The sequence below is a fragment of the [Rhizobium] kunmingense genome (assembly GCF_977018605.1).
Genome location: NZ_CDRNXG010000001.1, coordinates 274,880 through 290,700 on the forward strand (window position 1 = coordinate 274,880; position 15,821 = coordinate 290,700).

A 15,821-nucleotide genomic window follows, 5' to 3' on the forward strand; every position below is an offset into this window, starting at 1 on the left:
AACGGAAAACCGGAAGCGGCTCTCAGGTAAAACAAGGGTAGCATACGCGATGAACAAAACCGTTCTGAAGCCCGATTGGGCAGGATCGACATTGAGGCTCGATCCGTCTCGCTTTCCGCAGCAGATCACCTATGCGCTGAGCGAAACATCAGGAAATGTCACGATCACCATCGACGAGCGCGGCGCCGTGCTGCGCAAGATTCTTCCGGGCAGCGGCCTGCCGTTGTCCTTCGCGCTGCCGGCGCGGGCCTTCAAGGGCGTTGCCGCCCGCGCCATCGACCATGGCGACGGCGAAGTCACCGTGACGCTCGAACTGCATCACGACGATCCGGATCTCTGCATCCCGCTGCTCGTCGCACACGATCTCTGCGACATCGCCGCCGACTGGCGTTCGTGGTCGGATGCATTCCGCATTCCGATGCTGATGGTGGAAGCCGACGGCGTTGCCCGTCCGCTGGAAAACCATATCGGCGACGTGCGCGCCCAGACGGCGCGTCCGCGCCGCCGCCACTCCTATTTCGCTGCACGGCGTCCCCGCTTCCTCGTTCGCCGCACCACCGGCACACTCGGCGTGGCGATGAAGATCGAGGGCAAGGAAATCATCGCCCGCAGGTAAGGGAGATGTCCCTCTCCTGCACAAGGCACAGCAAAAAAGCCCGGCTTTCGAGCCGGGCTTTTTCGTTTTGGTGCAGGCCTTGTCGTGAAGGCCGAGTGTCCCTGCCGCGATCGCTTCAGAACAGATAGGATATCAACAGGCCGGCAAACAGCGTCGCGCCGATGCGTGTGTTGAACTTGAACAGTCGCAGGCAGTGATCGGGATTGCCGATGTCCAGAATGAGGATCTGCCAGGCCAGCATGACCGCCGCGGCGACAAGACCGAGATAGGCGACAAAGCCTGCATCCGCAGCGATGAACGAGAAGAGCAGCAGAAGAAGGGTTGCCCCATAGAGGCCGACCAGCCAGCCCTTGGTGTTGTCACCAAACAGGCGCGCGGTCGAGCGGACGCCGATCAGCTCGTCATCCTCCTTGTCCTGATGGGCGTAGATCGTGTCATAGCCGATCGTCCAGGCGACGGCGGCGAGATAAAGCCAGATCGCGGCCCAGGACAGCGAACCGAAGATCGCCGCCCAACCCATCAGCGCCCCCCAGGAGAAGGCAAGTCCGAGAAAGAACTGCGGCCAGTCGGTAAAGCGCTTGGCGAAGGGATAGATCGCCACCACGGCCAGCGAGGCAATGCCGAGCAGGATCGAAAAGCCGTTGAACTGGACGAGGACAAGCAGCCCGACCAGCGCCTGGAGCGCGAGGAAGACCTTGGCGCCGAAACGGGTCACCCGGCCGGACGGCAGCGGGCGCGAACGGGTGCGGGCCACTTCCATGTCGATATCGTGGTCGACGAGATCGTTGTAGGTGCAGCCGGCGCCGCGCATGGCGACGGAACCGACGAACATCAGGAACAGATAGAAGAGGACGGTGGCGATGGAGACGTCCGGATCATCGGATGCGGCATCGGCTGCCAGCGCCACGGACCAGAAGCATGGCCACATCAGAAGCTGCCAGCCGATGGGGCGATCCCAGCGGGCCAACTGCGCATAGGGCCAGAGCCACCGCGGCAGGACGCGATAGACAAAATTGTCGGAAGGCGCATCGGCCACGCGGGCGCCGGTATCGGAAGTATTTGTCATCATGGCCGAGGTTCTAGCGCCGGGGATTTGCGGTGGTCAAGGAGGTCAACCACTGCCGAAGGTGCAAGGAGCAATCCCCTCACTGGCAATTTCTGAAACTTAGCCTGCGGCTAAGATTTCGAAATTGCTTTCTCTCCCACAAGGGGAGAGATGCTGGAGGGCGAGGCACCCTCGAGGCGCTACCTCTCCCCTTGTGGGAGAGGATACAAAATCAAGATCTTAGCCAAATGCTAAGTCTTAGATTTTGTTGGTGAGGGGTTCAAACGCCACTCAAAATCAAACAGCAATCCTGTCCAGCGGCACCCTTTCCTGCTCGAACGCCTTCAGCTCCGCCTCGCGCTGATAGATGTAGTCGCGATTGTCCGGCACGGCATTGCGCTGCTTGACGATCTGGATCTGGAAGATGTGGAAGGCCTCGTGGGTGAAGGCCATTTCGGAGGCGGCGAGGTAGAATTCCCACATGCGGACGAAACGCTCGTCATAGAGAGCGACCGCCTTGTCCTTGTTGGCCATGAAGCGCTCGCGCCAATGGCGCAGCGTATAGGCGTAGTGCATCGGCAGGATTTCGACATCGGAGACGAGCAGGCCCGCCTTTTCGATCGCCGGCAGGACTTCCGCCAGCGAGGGAATGTAGCCGCCCGGGAAAATGTATTTCTCGATCCAGGGATTGTTGTAGATCGCCGGATAGGGCTGGCCGATCGAATGCAGCACCATGACGCCGTCATCGGCCATGACGTCGTTGACCTTATTGAAGAACTTTTTGTAGTTCAGCCGCCCGACATGCTCGAACATGCCGACCGAGACGATGCGGTCGTAGCTTTTGGTCGGCGGCAGATAATAGTAATCCTGCAGCTCGAAGCGGACGCTGTTGGCAAGTCCCCGTTTTGCCGCGCGCTCGCGGGAGATCTTCAGCTGTTCGGTGGACAGCGTGATGCCGGTGACGTCGACGCCGGACGATTCCGACAGGTACATCGCCATGCCACCCCAGCCGGAGCCGATTTCGAGTGCCTTCTGGCCCGGTTCGGCCAACAGTTTCGCCACGATATGGCGCTTCTTGGCGATCTGCGCCTCATCCAGCGAAATGCCAGGCGGATTGAAATAGGCGCAGGAATATTGCCAGTCCTCGTCGAGAAACAGCGCGAACAGCTTTTCGTCGAGATCGTAATGGTGCGAGACGTTGCGGCGATTGTGGTTGACCGGGACCCGGTTGCGGAACTGCGCCTCGATCATGCGGCCGATGCCGCGGACGATCATGCCGAAGGTCAGGCCTTCCGACAAAGTGTTGTCCTTGATCAGCGCCAGGAACTCGTAGATGTCGCCCTCCTCGACCAGAAGCTTGCCGTCCATATAGAGCTGGCCGAGCTGCAATTGCGGATCGCGCAGAAGATCCCGCTCCGCCGCCTCGTCGGTGAAACGGATGGCGACGGTTCGCCCTCCCCCGCCGCCATAGCGCTGTTCACCGCCCGTGCCGCGAACGACAAGTGTACCTACCTTGATGATTTTGCTGAGAAGATTGTGAAGGGACGAGGCCATAAGCCCACCTCCTAAATACTAAGGTTGCCTTACTATCTTTGCAAATCTAATCGCTGAACGCAGGACTGCAAGCACATTCCTGCCGTGAAAATGACACAAAACAACACGCCGTCAAACGGTTGTCTGACGGCGTACATCCAAAGGTGGAGTTGAGTGGGAAGCTCGTCGAATTCAGCGCTTTTTTAAAGCTTCCGCGAGTGCCGCACCGAAAGCGCCCTGCGAGGACGATTTTTCGGTCTTCATGAATTTTTGCTGGGCCGGCTTGGCACGATCGCCGCCGCGCGGACCGGATGGTGCCGGTTCGCCGCCATCCTTGCGCATGGTGAGGCCTATCCGCTTGCGCTTCACATCCACCTCGACGACACGGACCTTCACCACGTCGCCGGCTTTCACCACTTCATGCGGGTCCTTGACGAACTTGTCGGCCAGCTGGGAGACGTGGACGAGACCGTCCTGATGTACGCCGATATCGACGAAGGCGCCGAAGGCGGCGACATTGGTGACCGTGCCTTCGAGCAGCATCCCCGGCTTCAGGTCGGTGATCTCGTCGATACCGTCTGCGAATGTCGCGGTCTTGAAGCTGGGGCGCGGGTCGCGGCCGGGCTTTTCCAGTTCGGCGATGATGTCCTTGACCGTCGGCAGGCCGAACTGCTCGTCGATGAACTGGCGCGGATCGACCGCTTTCAGCGCCGCGCTGTCGCCCATCAGCGTGCGCAGGTCACGGCCACAGGCGGCGACGATCTTCTTCGCCACGCCATAGGCTTCCGGGTGGACGGAGGACGCATCGAGCGGCTCCTTGCCGTTCGGGATACGCAGGAAGCCGGCGGCCTGTTCGAAGGTGCGGTTGCCCAGACGAGCGACTTTCAGCAAGTCCTTGCGGCTGGCAAAGGCGCCGTTGGCATCGCGATGGGCAACGATCGCCTCGGCAATCGACTTGCTGAGGCCCGAGACACGGGCGAGCAGAGGCGCAGACGCCATGTTGAGATCTACGCCGACGGCATTCACCGCGTCTTCGACCACGGCATCGAGCGAGCGGGCGAGCTTGCCCTGGTCGACATCGTGCTGGTACTGGCCGACGCCGATCGCCTTGGGCTCGATCTTGACGAGTTCCGCCAGCGGGTCCTGCAGGCGGCGGGCAATCGAGACGGCACCGCGCAGCGATACGTCGAGGCCGGGGAATTCTGCGGCGGCCGTTTCGGAGGCGGAATAGACCGATGCGCCGGCTTCCGAGACGATGACCTTCGTCGGCTTTGTTCCCGGAAGAGAGGCCAGCATGTCGGCCACCAGCTTTTCCGTCTCGCGGCTGCCGGTGCCGTTGCCGATGGCGATCAGCTCGACATCGTGCTTGCGAATGAGCGAGGCAAGCTCGGCCTGCGTGCCGCGCAGATCGTTCCTCGGCGGGAAGGGATAGACGGTCGAGGTATCGATCAGCTTGCCGGTGGCATCGACGATCGCCACCTTGACGCCGGTGCGGATGCCCGGATCGAGGCCCATGGTGGAACGCGAGCCGGCGGGGGCCGCCAACAGCAGGTCCTTGAGGTTGCGGGCAAAGACGTGGATGGCGTCCTCTTCCGAGCGCTCGCGCATTTCCCGCATCAGGTCGAGCGACAGGGAGACGGAGAGTTTTACCCTCCAAGTCCAGCCGGCGACGTCCATCAGCCAGAGGTCGCCCTTGTCGGAGCCGCGGATTTCGAAAGCGGACGCGATGATGCGCTGGGCGGGCTTTACCGGCGATGTCTCATCCGCGTCGACATCGATCGTCAGCGTCAGCATTTCCTCGTTCCAGCCGCGCAGCATGGCGAGCGCGCGGTGGCCGGGCACGGTTGCCCAGCGTTCGGTATGGTCGAAATAGTCGGCGAATTTGGCGCCTGCTTCCTGCTTGCCGTCCACCACCCTGGCGCGGAGCACGGCGCCATCGCGCATATGCTGGCGCAGGCGCCCCAGCAGATCGGCATTTTCGGAAATGGTTTCGGCAACGATGTCGCGGGCGCCGTCGAGCGCCGTCTTCACGTCGGCAACCTCGCCCTGAACATAAGCCTCGGCGAGCTTTGCCGGGTCGGCGGAACGATCGGCCCAGATGGCTTCGGCGAGCGGGCCGAGGCCGCGCTCGCGAGCGATTTCGGCGCGGGTACGGCGTTTCGGCTTGTAGGGAAGATAGAGATCTTCCAGTTCGGCCTTGGTCGCGGCACCTGCCAGCTTGCGGGCAAGCTCATCGGTCATCTTGCCCTGGGTATTGATGCTGTCGACGATCGAGGTGCGTCGGGCTTCCAGTTCGCGCAGATAAACGAGGCGTTCGGCCAGATTGCGCAGCTGTGTGTCGTCGAGGCCTCCGGTCACTTCCTTGCGGTAGCGGGCGATGAAGGGAACGGTGGCACCTTCGTCCAGAAGACCGATCGCGGCCTTGGCCTGATCCGGGCGGGCGTTGATCTCGGCGGCAATCGCAATGCTGAGTTTCTGGATATCGGCGGCCATCATGTCCTCGTCTCATTCTAAGAGGCGCGACCATAGTCAAACTTTGCGGCAAGACAACATAGCGCCGTGCGGCACTCACAGGATGGTGGAACACGACATCAACCGGTTTCGAAGCCGACGCTCCAAAACGGGACGCCGTTCACACCCCGCTAACGCTGACACGGTGGAGAAACTTCTGACACCTTCTCGCGTTCGAGGCAGTTCCTATAGTTAGGGGCGCCGCATGATGCGGCACCCATTGGAGGTATGAATGCCTAAACGTATCGCCAGCAAGCTGGCAATCGATGCGGCGGTTGGCTCGCAAGAGCTTGAAGCCGCCATCTTCTATCTGACTGAAAAGATCAAAGACGCCGAGTTGAGAAATGAGCCATTTCCGTTCCTTGCCTACAGGAACAAAGTGATTTTCGAGACGACCCTGTCATTGCGCCAGGACAGGCATTCGTCTCTCTGACCAAGGCCTGGCCGCCCCTTTATCCCCAAGGGTCGGCCGCCCCCGCCTGCAGACATGCCGCTTTTCCTTGACCTTTGGCCTTCGCGGCCTTAACCGCCCGGTTACGAAAACCTTGAAGAGGGCGGTTTATGAAGGTTCTGCTGATCGGCTCCGGTGGCCGCGAACATGCGCTGGCTTGGAAGCTTTCCCAGTCTGACAAACTGACGGCCCTCTATGCCGCTCCCGGCAATCCCGGCATCGCGGATCATGCCGAGATCGTCGCGCTCGACATCGACGACCATGCCGCCGTCACCCGTTTCTGCCTCGATACCGGCATCGACTTCGTTGTCGTTGGCCCGGAAGGCCCTCTCGTCGCCGGCATTGCCGATGCATTGCGCGCCAAAAGCATTGTCGTCTTCGGCCCTTCGGCTGCAGCCGCCCAGCTGGAAGGCTCCAAGGGTTTCACCAAGGACATCTGCGCCCGCTACAACATTCCGACCGGCGCCTATGGCCGCTTCACCAATGCGGATGAGGCCAAGGCCTATGTGATCGCGCAGGGTGCGCCGATCGTCGTCAAGGCCGACGGGCTTGCGGCCGGCAAGGGCGTGACCGTTGCCATGACGGAGGAAGAGGCGCTGGCCGCCATCACCGACTGCTTCGACGGCGCCTTTGGGGCAGCCGGTGCGGAAGTGGTGGTGGAAGCCTATCTCGACGGCGAGGAGGCGAGCTTCTTCTGCCTTTCCGACGGCAAGACGGCTCTGGCGCTGGCCACCGCGCAGGACCACAAGCGCGTCGGCGACGGCGACACAGGCCCGAACACGGGCGGCATGGGCGCCTATTCCCCTGCACCGGTGATGACGCCCGAAATGGTCGAGCGGACGATGAAGGAGATCATCGAGCCGACGATCCGCGGCATGGCCGAAAGCGGCTATCCGTTCACCGGCGTGTTCTTCGCCGGCCTGATGATCACCCAGAAGGGGCCGGAGCTGATCGAGTACAATGTCCGCTTCGGCGACCCGGAATGCCAGGTGCTGATGATGCGCCTGAAGAGCGATCTTCTGGAGATCCTTTATGCAGCCGCCACCGGCACGCTCGACCAGGTGAGCGCCGAATGGAGCGACGACGTGGCGCTGACCGTCGTCATGGCCTCGAAGGGCTATCCCGCCGCATTCGACAAGAACACGCAGATCGCCGCACTGCCCGAAACGGGCAAGGGCGAGAAGGTGTTTCATGCCGGCACGGCGATGAAGGACGGGCAGCTGGTGGCAACCGGCGGCCGCGCGCTGAACGTGACGGCAACAGGCACATCCGTACGCGATGCCCAGGCCGGGGCCTATGCGCTGGTCGAAGGCGTAAAATGGGACAACGGCTTCTGCCGCCGCGATATCGGCTGGCGGGCTGCGGCGCGCGAGACGTCCTGAACGTCTGCCGACCATTCGAATTTAAGCGGTTGTTTACCCATTCTTCTGACGGGATCGCAACCACTTGGATCTAAGCATGATGCAAAGCGAGGATTTGCATCATGCGTCATCTGGCCATCACCATCTTTCTTGTTGCCGCCGGCTCCGCCCAGGCGCAATCGGTGACGCCGTTTTCCACGCAGGGTCGCGAAACCGGGTTCAGCGTGGTGCGCAAGGGCTGCGAAAACTGCCCGCCGCCGAAGATCAAGGAACCATCCTACCGGATTCCGGTCTTGAAGGATGGCGTGCAGTCGGTCGCGGTGATGGAGATCGACGGCGAGAAGAAGATCGTGCGCACCGAGCACTGGATGGGCGGGTCACCCGTCCTGCATATCAGCAAGGTGCCGGAATGGATGAGCGCCGAGCAGTTGCAGGCGACCGTTTCCACCGGTGGTGGCCGCAATGTCGAACCCACAGTTCAGGCCGCGGCCGAACAGATCGGCACCATCGATTTCAACTCGCAGACCGGCGCCGTCGAAGACAAGACCGGCACGGCCGAAGGCAGGGCGCCGCATTTCGACGATGTGCCGCTGCGCCAGAAGTAATCTGCAATCCAACTATTTTGCGGATGGCGATGCGCTGCTTCGGCACCGCGCGAGCGGCCTGTTTTATAGTTTCGACGTACAACATATCCGCCTGCGGCATCACGGCGCGTAAAACTTAAAATTTTATTCAACTATGCCATGCATAGGTTGACCTGTGCGATGAAGCACGCATGCGGCGCAGGATGTGCCAATCCCGACAATCGATAGCGCTACGACTGCCGCACACACGGCAGAAGGATCCGCCGTTGCCACCTTATGAGGACGGCATGAAGAACCTGAAGATTTCCCACCAGCTCGTTCTGCTCGTGCTGGCGCTTATCGCCGCCTTCGCAGTCGCGACCTATTTCCAGCTGCGCACCGCGACGCAGGCCATCTACGGCGAACGCTATGCGATGCTGCGCACGCAGGTCGAAAGCGGCATGGGCATTCTCGGCTCGTTCCAGAGGCGGGAAGCCGCCGGCGAACTTAACCGCGAGCAGGCGCAGGCCCAGGCCTTTGCGGCGCTGTCAGCGATGAAGTTCACGCCCGACGGCTATCTCTATGCCTATGACTACGACGTGACGATGCGGCTGCATCCCGACCCGAAGCGGGTCGGCCAGAATTTCAAGGGCAAGCCGGACGTGACCGGCTTCATGTATCGCGACGAGATGGTGAAGATCGGCCGCGCCGGCGGCGGTGTCGCCGATTTCCTCGGGCCGAAGCCCGGCGAGGAAGGCGACGGTTTCCGCAAGAGTTCCTATGCGCTGGCCTTCGAGCCGTGGCAGCTGGTTCTCGTCACCGGCGTCTATGTCGACGATCTGGAGGCGCAGATCCGCGGCGAGGTGATGAAGGCGGTCGGCATCGGCGCCGGCATCCTGGTCTTTGCCGCCATGCTTGCCTTCTTCGTCATCCGCAACATTTCCGGCCCGCTCGGCGCAATCCGGCAGGCCTTGAATGCGGTGGCCGACGAGAATGTCACCATGAAGATCCCGCATACCGACATGCGAAACGAAGTGGGCCTGATGGCGCGCGCGACGGAAGCGTTGCAGCAGAAGGTGCGCGAGCGCCATGCCATGGAGGAACGCCAGCAGCGCAGCCAGGAAGAACTCGACGGCGAGCGTCAGCAGAACCTCGACATGCAGCGGGACGAAGCAGCACTTCAGGCCCGTGTCGTATCCACCATCGGCGCGGCGCTGGAAGATCTTGCCAAGGGCGACCTGACCGTGCGCTGCGGCGATCTGGGCAGCCGCTATGCCGGCCTGCGCGACAATTTCAACGAGGCGATCGTGCATCTGGAAGCCGCGATGTCCAGGGTCAATGCAAAGGGCATCGACATCGGCGGTTCGAAGGAAGAGATTCGTCGCGCCTCCAACGAGCTGTCGCAGCGCACCGAGCGCCAGGCCGCCAATCTGGAGGAAACATCGGCGGCGCTCGACGAGCTGACGGTTGCCGTGAAGCAGACCGCCGACGGAGCCAGGGAAGCGGCGCAGCGCGTCGTTGCCGTATCCGGCGAAGCCAGCCGCAGCGATGCGGTGGTCGCCGAGGCGATCGGCGCGATGAGCGGCATCTCGCAGTCTTCCGGAGAGATCACCAAGATCATCGGCGTCATCGACGAGATCGCCTTCCAGACCAACCTGCTTGCGTTGAATGCAGGCGTCGAGGCGGCGCGCGCCGGCGAAAGCGGCAAGGGCTTTGCCGTCGTCGCCCAGGAAGTGCGCGAACTGGCACAGCGTTCGGCGAATGCCGCCAAGGAAATCAAGGCACAGATCTCGCGCTCTTCCACTCAGGTGGAAAACGGCGTGCGGCTGGTCGGCGAGGCAGGAGAAGCCCTGAAGCGGATTTCCGGCCAGGTGAAGGCGGCGAGCGACATCGTCAGCAAGATCGCCTCTTCGGCGGCCGAACAGGACACGACACTGCGCTCGATCTCCTCGTCGCTCAACCAGCTCGACGCGGCGACCCAGCACAATGCCGCGATGGCCGAAGAAACGACCGCCTCGGCGGAAGCGCTGGCGGCCGATACGGAGGAACTGCTCAACCTGATCCGCAGCTTCCGCATCGGAGGCACGACGGGCGTCGAGCGTCTGCGCGGGATGGCCGGCGAAATGCGCATGGCGAGCTGAGGTTCACGCGATCACGAATACCGTTCCCCGGGGGGTATCAGGGGGATGGGGGAGCCGCCGGGCCATGTGTCCGGCGGCTTTTTTTCTGGATATGACGGGATGCGGACGTTCGGACGGCTTGATGGGCTGCGCCATGCCGCACGATGAGGTTTGCGGTTATTCGCTTTCGTCGAGATGGCGTCGGACATCGACCTTTTCGTGGAGGATGCGGGCAATCTCGACAGAGCCGTCGGCCATAAGAGCGTAGAAGATAAAATGACGCCCCACCGCACGACGCCGATATCCTTCACGGATATCCACCACATCCTGACCTGCTAAGGGATGCTCGCCGATCTGCTCGATCACATCCAGCAACTGATCAATATAGATCTCGGCTTGCTCCGCTGACCAGTGTTCGCGCGTATAGCGCCCGATGCCGCGCAGATCTTCTTTTGCCGTCGGGCGTAGCCGAACGTCAACCACGTCCCGCCCACGAGGCACGAACCGACGCCATCAGCGCTGCCCGATCGAATGGTTCCGCGGGGCCACTGTTCTCGCTTTCGATCAAAAGCTCCCGCAAGCGCTCGATCTTGATCTGCTCTTCCTCAAGCATGCGCAAGCCGGCCTCGACCACCTCGTCGACGGTATCGAAACGTCCACTCTCCAGTTCGCGCGATACGAAACTTGCCGCCTGATCGCTGACGGTCACCTGCACGGGCTTGTTCATCGGTGGCTCCGGATTTGTCCGAGCCAGAGTTTAACACGGAGAAGACCCCATGAAAAAGCCCCGCATTCACGGGGCTTCTGGAGGATTATGCGCGATAGCGACAATCAGCCGTTGATCCTGGAGAAATCGGCAACCGTGCCGGTCGCCTCGCGGATCGCCTTGAGGAGAGCAAGACGGTTGGCGCGGATGGCGGCATCCTCGTCGTTGACCAGCACGTCCTCGAAGAACGTGTCGACCGGAGCGCGCAGCTTCGACAGGGCTTCCATGGCCGAGCGGAAATCTTCCTTTTCGACGGCCGCGGATGCTTCTGCCGACGCTGCCTTGATGGCCGTCCAGAGCGCCCTTTCGGCATCCAGCTTCAACAGCTCTTCCGAAACACCATCGGCGACGACGGTGCCCTTCTTCTCTTCGGCGGCAAGAAGCTGGACCGCACGCTTGGTGCCGGCCAAGAGGTTCTTGCCGTCATCCGACGAGATGAAGGAGGTCAGCGCCTCGGCACGACGGGCGACGAGCAGGAGATCGTCGGTTTCCGGCGTCAGGACGGAATCGATGATGTCATGACGGGCACCCATGTCGCGCAGGTAGACCTTTAGACGGTCGTGGAAGAAGGAGAGGAGGTCGGCATCCTTTGTGGTTGCCAAAAGCGGCAGCCGCACATTCCGCTCCAGCAGAATACGCACCACGCCCAGCGCCGCACGGCGGAGCGCATACGGGTCCTTCGAGCCGGTCGGCTTTTCGTCGATGGCCCAGAAGCCGACCAGCGTGTCGAGTTTGTCGGCCAAAGCAACGGTAATTGCCACCTTGTCCTTCGGCACGCGATCGGACGGGCCCTGCGGCTTGTAGTGGTCTTCAAGGGCGATCGCGACGGATTCGTTTTCGCCCTGCAGGCCGGCATAGCGGCGGCCCATCAGGCCCTGCAGCTCGGGGAATTCGCCGACGGCCTCGGTGCGCAGGTCTGCCTTGGCGAGAACCGCGGCACGATCGACGAGGATCGGATCGGCGCCGACGATCGGGGCCAGTTCCTTCGCCAGCGCGCGGATGCGGGCAACGCGTTCACCTTGGCTGCCGAGCTTGGCGTGGAATGTGACTTTGAGCGCATCGAGCTTGGCCATGCGCTGGTCGAGCGGCTTCTTCAGGTCGAGGTCGAATTTCTTCGCCGATTCGGTCAGCGTGCCGAGATCCGGGATGTCGTGCTGGTCGCGGGTCCAGAAATGCTTTGCGTCCGACAGGCGCGCGCGCACGACCTTGCCGTTGCCGTGAATGATTTCCTTGCCGCCATCCTTGGCGTCGATATTGGAGATCAGGATGAAGTGGTTCGAAAGCCCCTCTTCCGCACCTTGCGGACGGGTGACGAAGCACTTCTGGTTGGTCTTGATCGTCAGGCGGATGATTTCGGCCGGGATCTCGAGATAGTCCTTCTCGAACGTGCCCATCAGCACATGCGGCCATTCAACGAGGCCCGAGACTTCCTCGAGCAGGCCTTCGTCCTCGACCAGTTCCAGGCCGCTGGCAAACGCGAGATCGCGGGCGTCGTGCAGGATCATGTCCTTGCGGCGGTCGGCATCGAGCATGACCTTGGCCTTTTCCAGGCTCGCGACGTAATCGTCGAAGCGGCGCACGGTGATGGCGTCCGGCGCATGGAAGCGGTGGCCGTAGGTGACGTTGCCGGCGACGATGCCGTCGATCTCGAAGGGGATGACCTTCGTCTCGTCATGCTCGGGGCCGAACATGCAGACGATCGACTGCAGCGGGCGGACCCAGCGCAGGCTTTCCGGGCCCTTGCCCTCGATGCCGCCATAGCTCGAGCCCTTCGGCATAGAGGCATAGCCGGAGCGCATCGATTTGGGCCAGGGGAAGGAGCGGATGATGCCGGGCATGGCGGTTTCGATGATTTCTTCGGCGGCGCGGCCGGCCTTGGAGACGATCGCGACGTAATAGTCGCCCTTCTTCGGATCGTTGGCGACCTGGGCTTGCGAGATATCCGAAAGCCCCGCCTTGCGCAGGAAGCCGGCCACCGCCTGTTCCGGCGCCGAGGTGGACGGCCCCTTGATTTCCTCCCGCAGATCGGCGGAACGGGCAGTCAGGCCGCGGATATCCAGCGTCAGGCGGCGCGGCGTCCAGTATTCGCGCGCACCCTCGTAGGTCAGGCCTGCATCCACCAGCGCGTCGGTGACGAGCTTCTTCAGATCGCCCGCCGCCTTGCGCTGCATGCGGGCGGGAATTTCCTCGGAGCGGAGTTCAAGAAGCAGGTCGGGCATGGCTTGGTGTCTTTACGCTGAAAATAATGTCGTCGCGGGCTTAGCAAGCCATTCCGCAAAAGTCACCAGTTGTGATCGGGAAAGTAGAGGCTGAAGGCCCGTCATGCTCAAACGAGACCAAGAAATACCGCCAGCGATCTAGTGACCGCCAACAGCACCTCATCATCCACACGGCCGAAGGGCGGGCCGAGCCTGTCGCGTTTCACCGACATGGTTTTGTCGATCATGATCTGCGATATCTTTTGGAGGCCGTTTTCTGGCGACGGTTCGATCGTGATGCGGACCAGTGGTGCGTCGATGAGTGTCGCCGAGACAAGCAGGACCGTCACTGTACCGGTCTCGTCAAAAAGGTTTGACTGGATGACGAGCGCCGGGCGCGGCTTGCCGAAATCGCCTGACAGCGCGACGGTAACCAGATCGCCGCGCCGCATCGTCAGTCCGTCTCGTCAAGGTCGGCAAGTGCTGCGTCGAGGAAAGGGGCGATCTCGCGATCGGCTGCGTCGGCCAAGGCTGCGATCTTCGACTGACGGCGGCATTCCTCCGCAAAGCCGGGCTTGCGGGTATCCGGCACCCAGATCTGCACCGGGCGAAGGCCGGATGCCCTGAGGGTTTCACGATGTTTCTGGACACGCTTTCCGACGGAAGCGGGCATGTTCACCTCCTGAGACAATGTTACATGTAACGTAATTCATCCATGGGCTGTGATCAAGCGGGCGCTACCACCCGCCTCCTCCGCCGCCGCCTCCCCCTCCACCGGAAAAGCCGCCGCCGGTCGAGAAGCCGGACGAGGAGGACGAGGCTTTCGGCGTCGGGATGGTGGAGGCGATGGTCGAGGCCATGTCGGAGGAGAAGCCGCCGATGCGATCGCTGAAACTGCCGACGCCATCGCCGTGGTACCAGGTGGAGGCATAGGCTGCGGCACCGGCCGCGGCGGCCGTTGCAAGCCAGGTCTCGAAGGCCCGGGCCCAGGGCTTTTCAACACCGAGCGCCACGGCATAGGGCAAAAGCGTCTCGAAATGCTGTGGCGACATGCTTGGCGCACCGGCCATGTTCATGCGGTCCTTTTCGGCGACCGTCAGATAGAGGCGCAGGCCCTCGATCTCATCCATAAGCCGACGGCCGAGCGGGGTCGGGGCCCCCATCAGGAAGAAGAAGACGACATTGACCATGACGATGCCGCCGACGCCGACAAAGACCGGCCACTCGCCCTCGTTCATGCTGGCTAGCAGCCCCATGAGGAACTGCGCCACAACGCCGAGCGCGACGAAACCGAAGAAGGCAAAGGCGATGACGCCCATGATGCGGGCGAGAAGCGTCTTTCGCCGCATCAGCGATTGCGCCGCTTTCAGCGCGAAGAAGGACCAGAAGGCGCCGAAGATGGCGGGAAAGACCATAAAGGCGATGTTGTCGGGATCGATATCGCCGATGATGAACAGAAGAAGAAGTGCGACGATGCTGAGGAAGACGCCGAAGACGACGGCCATGACATTGTGCCGGTAGTATTTGCCACGATGTTCCTTCTCGATCGCCTCGCGGAAGGCCTTGCCGACTTGCTGCACCTTCTCGCCATTCGACTTTTCGATGGCGAAGCTATCGCCGGCAGCGCCCATCCGGGACAGGAGCGCCCTCTGGCCGGGCGGCAGATCCTTCGACGGTTTGCTGTCGGTGATGCGCACGACGACGCGCGAGCCGAGATCTTCCAGCACCAGATAGCCCTTGACCGCGAGATCGAGCAGGCTGGCGGAAAAGGCCGTCCAGCCGCTGCCGGAAAAGCCCTTTTCGTCGATGTAATTGACCAGCGCCGGAGAGATACCTTGCGGCGGATGCCAGCGCGGGATGATGGCGCCGCCCTTGGGATCGCGGCCGATCTTTCGCCAGATCAGCATGTAATAGGCAAGCACGAGGGCAAGACTGCCGAGCGCAAGCAGCAGGTTGCGGTTGTCGCGCCACCACCAGGCGCCTTGCTGATCGGCCGATGGAGCGGCGATGATGCCCTTGGGAAAGCCGGCGACGATGGTCAGCCCCTCCCCGTTTCCGAGCGCCCGCGTGGTGGAGAATGTGGCGTTGGCACCAGCGGCCTGGCTGCGCGCATCGCGGCCGGTTTCGCCATAGGCGCCGGTAAAGGCGGTGGTCTGTGTCACCTCGCCGCCCGGCAGCGTTACGCGGGCCGAGGCGCGGGCGATGCGGAACTGCCAGCCATTGCCGGTGACGTTCCAGTAGAGTTCATCGTGGCTGTCGAAATAGCGGATCTGCCGCGTCGTTCTGTAGGTAATGACATAGGTATGCTCGCCGGGCGCAAGCAGGCTGTTTTCGCCGCCGGCATAGATGCGGATGCCGCGGGAGATGCTTTCAGTATGGGAAGCCTCGGGCCGGCCGTCGCGGGTGACGGAGACGAGATCGAAGCCGACACGGATGGTGCGGCCTTCCGCATCCTGCATGGTCAGCGGAAAATCGCGGAAGATGCCGCGACGGATACGATCACCCTCCGAGTTGACGGTGATCGTTTCGGAGACGGTCAGTTCGCCATCCGTTGCGATGCGGATATCCGAATGGTAGCTGCGAATGAATTCCTCGGCGGTGGCCGGCAGGCATGCGGCCACAAGGACTGCAAGAGCGATGAGGACGTGCCGGATCAT

The 15,821-nt window shown here is 62.2% G+C and carries 14 protein-coding genes; 5 read left to right on the forward strand and 9 right to left on the reverse strand.

Annotation, left to right across the window (positions count from 1 at the left end; translation table 11 throughout):
* The first annotated feature begins 49 nt into the window (after nt 1–49).
* Complete coding sequence (locus tag AC0JZ4_RS01505) at nt 50–616, forward strand: DUF6101 family protein (protein WP_471884701.1); 567 nt, start codon at nt 50–52, stop codon at nt 614–616.
* A 115-nt stretch (nt 617–731) separates the two neighbouring features.
* Here the strand turns inward: AC0JZ4_RS01505 and ubiA are convergent, their stop codons facing one another.
* The 3 genes from ubiA to AC0JZ4_RS01520 form a co-directional block, all read right to left on the reverse strand.
* Nucleotides 732–1,682, reverse strand: a complete 951-nt coding sequence (ubiA, locus tag AC0JZ4_RS01510) for a 4-hydroxybenzoate octaprenyltransferase (RefSeq protein WP_471887748.1) — start codon at nt 1,680–1,682, stop codon at nt 732–734.
* 276 nt (nt 1,683–1,958) lie between these two features.
* Nucleotides 1,959–3,215 carry a class I SAM-dependent methyltransferase gene (locus tag AC0JZ4_RS01515; RefSeq protein WP_471884702.1) on the reverse strand — a complete coding sequence of 419 codons (1,257 nt, stop codon included), beginning with the start codon at nt 3,213–3,215 and terminating at the stop codon, nt 1,959–1,961.
* Nucleotides 3,216–3,386: 171 nt separating this feature from the next.
* Complete coding sequence (locus AC0JZ4_RS01520) at nt 3,387–5,687, reverse strand: Tex family protein (RefSeq protein ID WP_471887749.1); 2,301 nt, start codon at nt 5,685–5,687, stop codon at nt 3,387–3,389.
* A gap of 250 nt (nt 5,688–5,937) precedes the next feature.
* Here AC0JZ4_RS01520 and AC0JZ4_RS01525 point away from each other — a divergent pair, with 250 nt between their 5' ends.
* From AC0JZ4_RS01525 to AC0JZ4_RS01540, 4 genes are all read left to right on the forward strand, one after another.
* A complete protein-coding gene (locus AC0JZ4_RS01525) occupies nt 5,938–6,138 on the forward strand; it encodes a hypothetical protein (RefSeq protein ID WP_471884703.1) in 201 nt (66 codons plus the stop codon).
* Between the two features lie 128 nt (nt 6,139–6,266).
* Nucleotides 6,267–7,538, forward strand: coding sequence for a phosphoribosylamine--glycine ligase (purD, locus tag AC0JZ4_RS01530; protein WP_471884704.1), 1,272 nt, complete (start codon nt 6,267–6,269; stop codon nt 7,536–7,538).
* A 101-nt stretch (nt 7,539–7,639) separates the two neighbouring features.
* Complete coding sequence (locus AC0JZ4_RS01535; RefSeq protein WP_471884705.1) at nt 7,640–8,122, forward strand: plant virulence effector HPE1-like domain-containing protein; 483 nt, start codon at nt 7,640–7,642, stop codon at nt 8,120–8,122.
* 266 nt (nt 8,123–8,388) lie between these two features.
* A complete protein-coding gene (locus AC0JZ4_RS01540; protein ID WP_471887750.1) occupies nt 8,389–10,221 on the forward strand; it encodes a methyl-accepting chemotaxis protein in 1,833 nt (610 codons plus the stop codon).
* Between the two features lie 156 nt (nt 10,222–10,377).
* On the opposite strand, the gene AC0JZ4_RS01545 is transcribed toward AC0JZ4_RS01540, so the two are convergent.
* The 6 genes from AC0JZ4_RS01545 to AC0JZ4_RS01570 form a co-directional block, all read right to left on the reverse strand.
* Nucleotides 10,378–10,683 (reverse strand): type II toxin-antitoxin system RelE/ParE family toxin, encoded by a 306-nt coding sequence (locus AC0JZ4_RS01545; RefSeq protein ID WP_471884706.1) that lies wholly within the window; start codon nt 10,681–10,683, stop codon nt 10,378–10,380.
* Nucleotides 10,676–10,927, reverse strand: a complete 252-nt coding sequence (locus AC0JZ4_RS01550; RefSeq protein WP_471884707.1) for a type II toxin-antitoxin system ParD family antitoxin — start codon at nt 10,925–10,927, stop codon at nt 10,676–10,678. Before AC0JZ4_RS01550 ends, AC0JZ4_RS01545 begins: the two co-directional genes overlap by 8 nt.
* Nucleotides 10,928–11,031: 104 nt before the next feature.
* Nucleotides 11,032–13,185 (reverse strand): glycine--tRNA ligase subunit beta, encoded by a 2,154-nt coding sequence (gene glyS / locus AC0JZ4_RS01555; RefSeq protein WP_471884708.1) that lies wholly within the window; start codon nt 13,183–13,185, stop codon nt 11,032–11,034.
* Nucleotides 13,186–13,292: 107 nt separating this feature from the next.
* On the reverse strand, nt 13,293–13,616 hold the full coding sequence (locus AC0JZ4_RS01560) for a type II toxin-antitoxin system PemK/MazF family toxin (RefSeq protein ID WP_471884709.1): 324 nt from the start codon (nt 13,614–13,616) through the stop codon (nt 13,293–13,295).
* Nucleotides 13,617–13,618: 2 nt separating this feature from the next.
* Entirely contained in the window at nt 13,619–13,837 is a 219-nt protein-coding gene (locus AC0JZ4_RS01565; RefSeq protein WP_471884710.1) for an antitoxin MazE family protein, read from the reverse strand.
* A 64-nt stretch (nt 13,838–13,901) separates the two neighbouring features.
* Nucleotides 13,902–15,821, reverse strand: coding sequence for a DUF2207 domain-containing protein (locus tag AC0JZ4_RS01570; protein ID WP_471884711.1), 1,920 nt, complete (start codon nt 15,819–15,821; stop codon nt 13,902–13,904).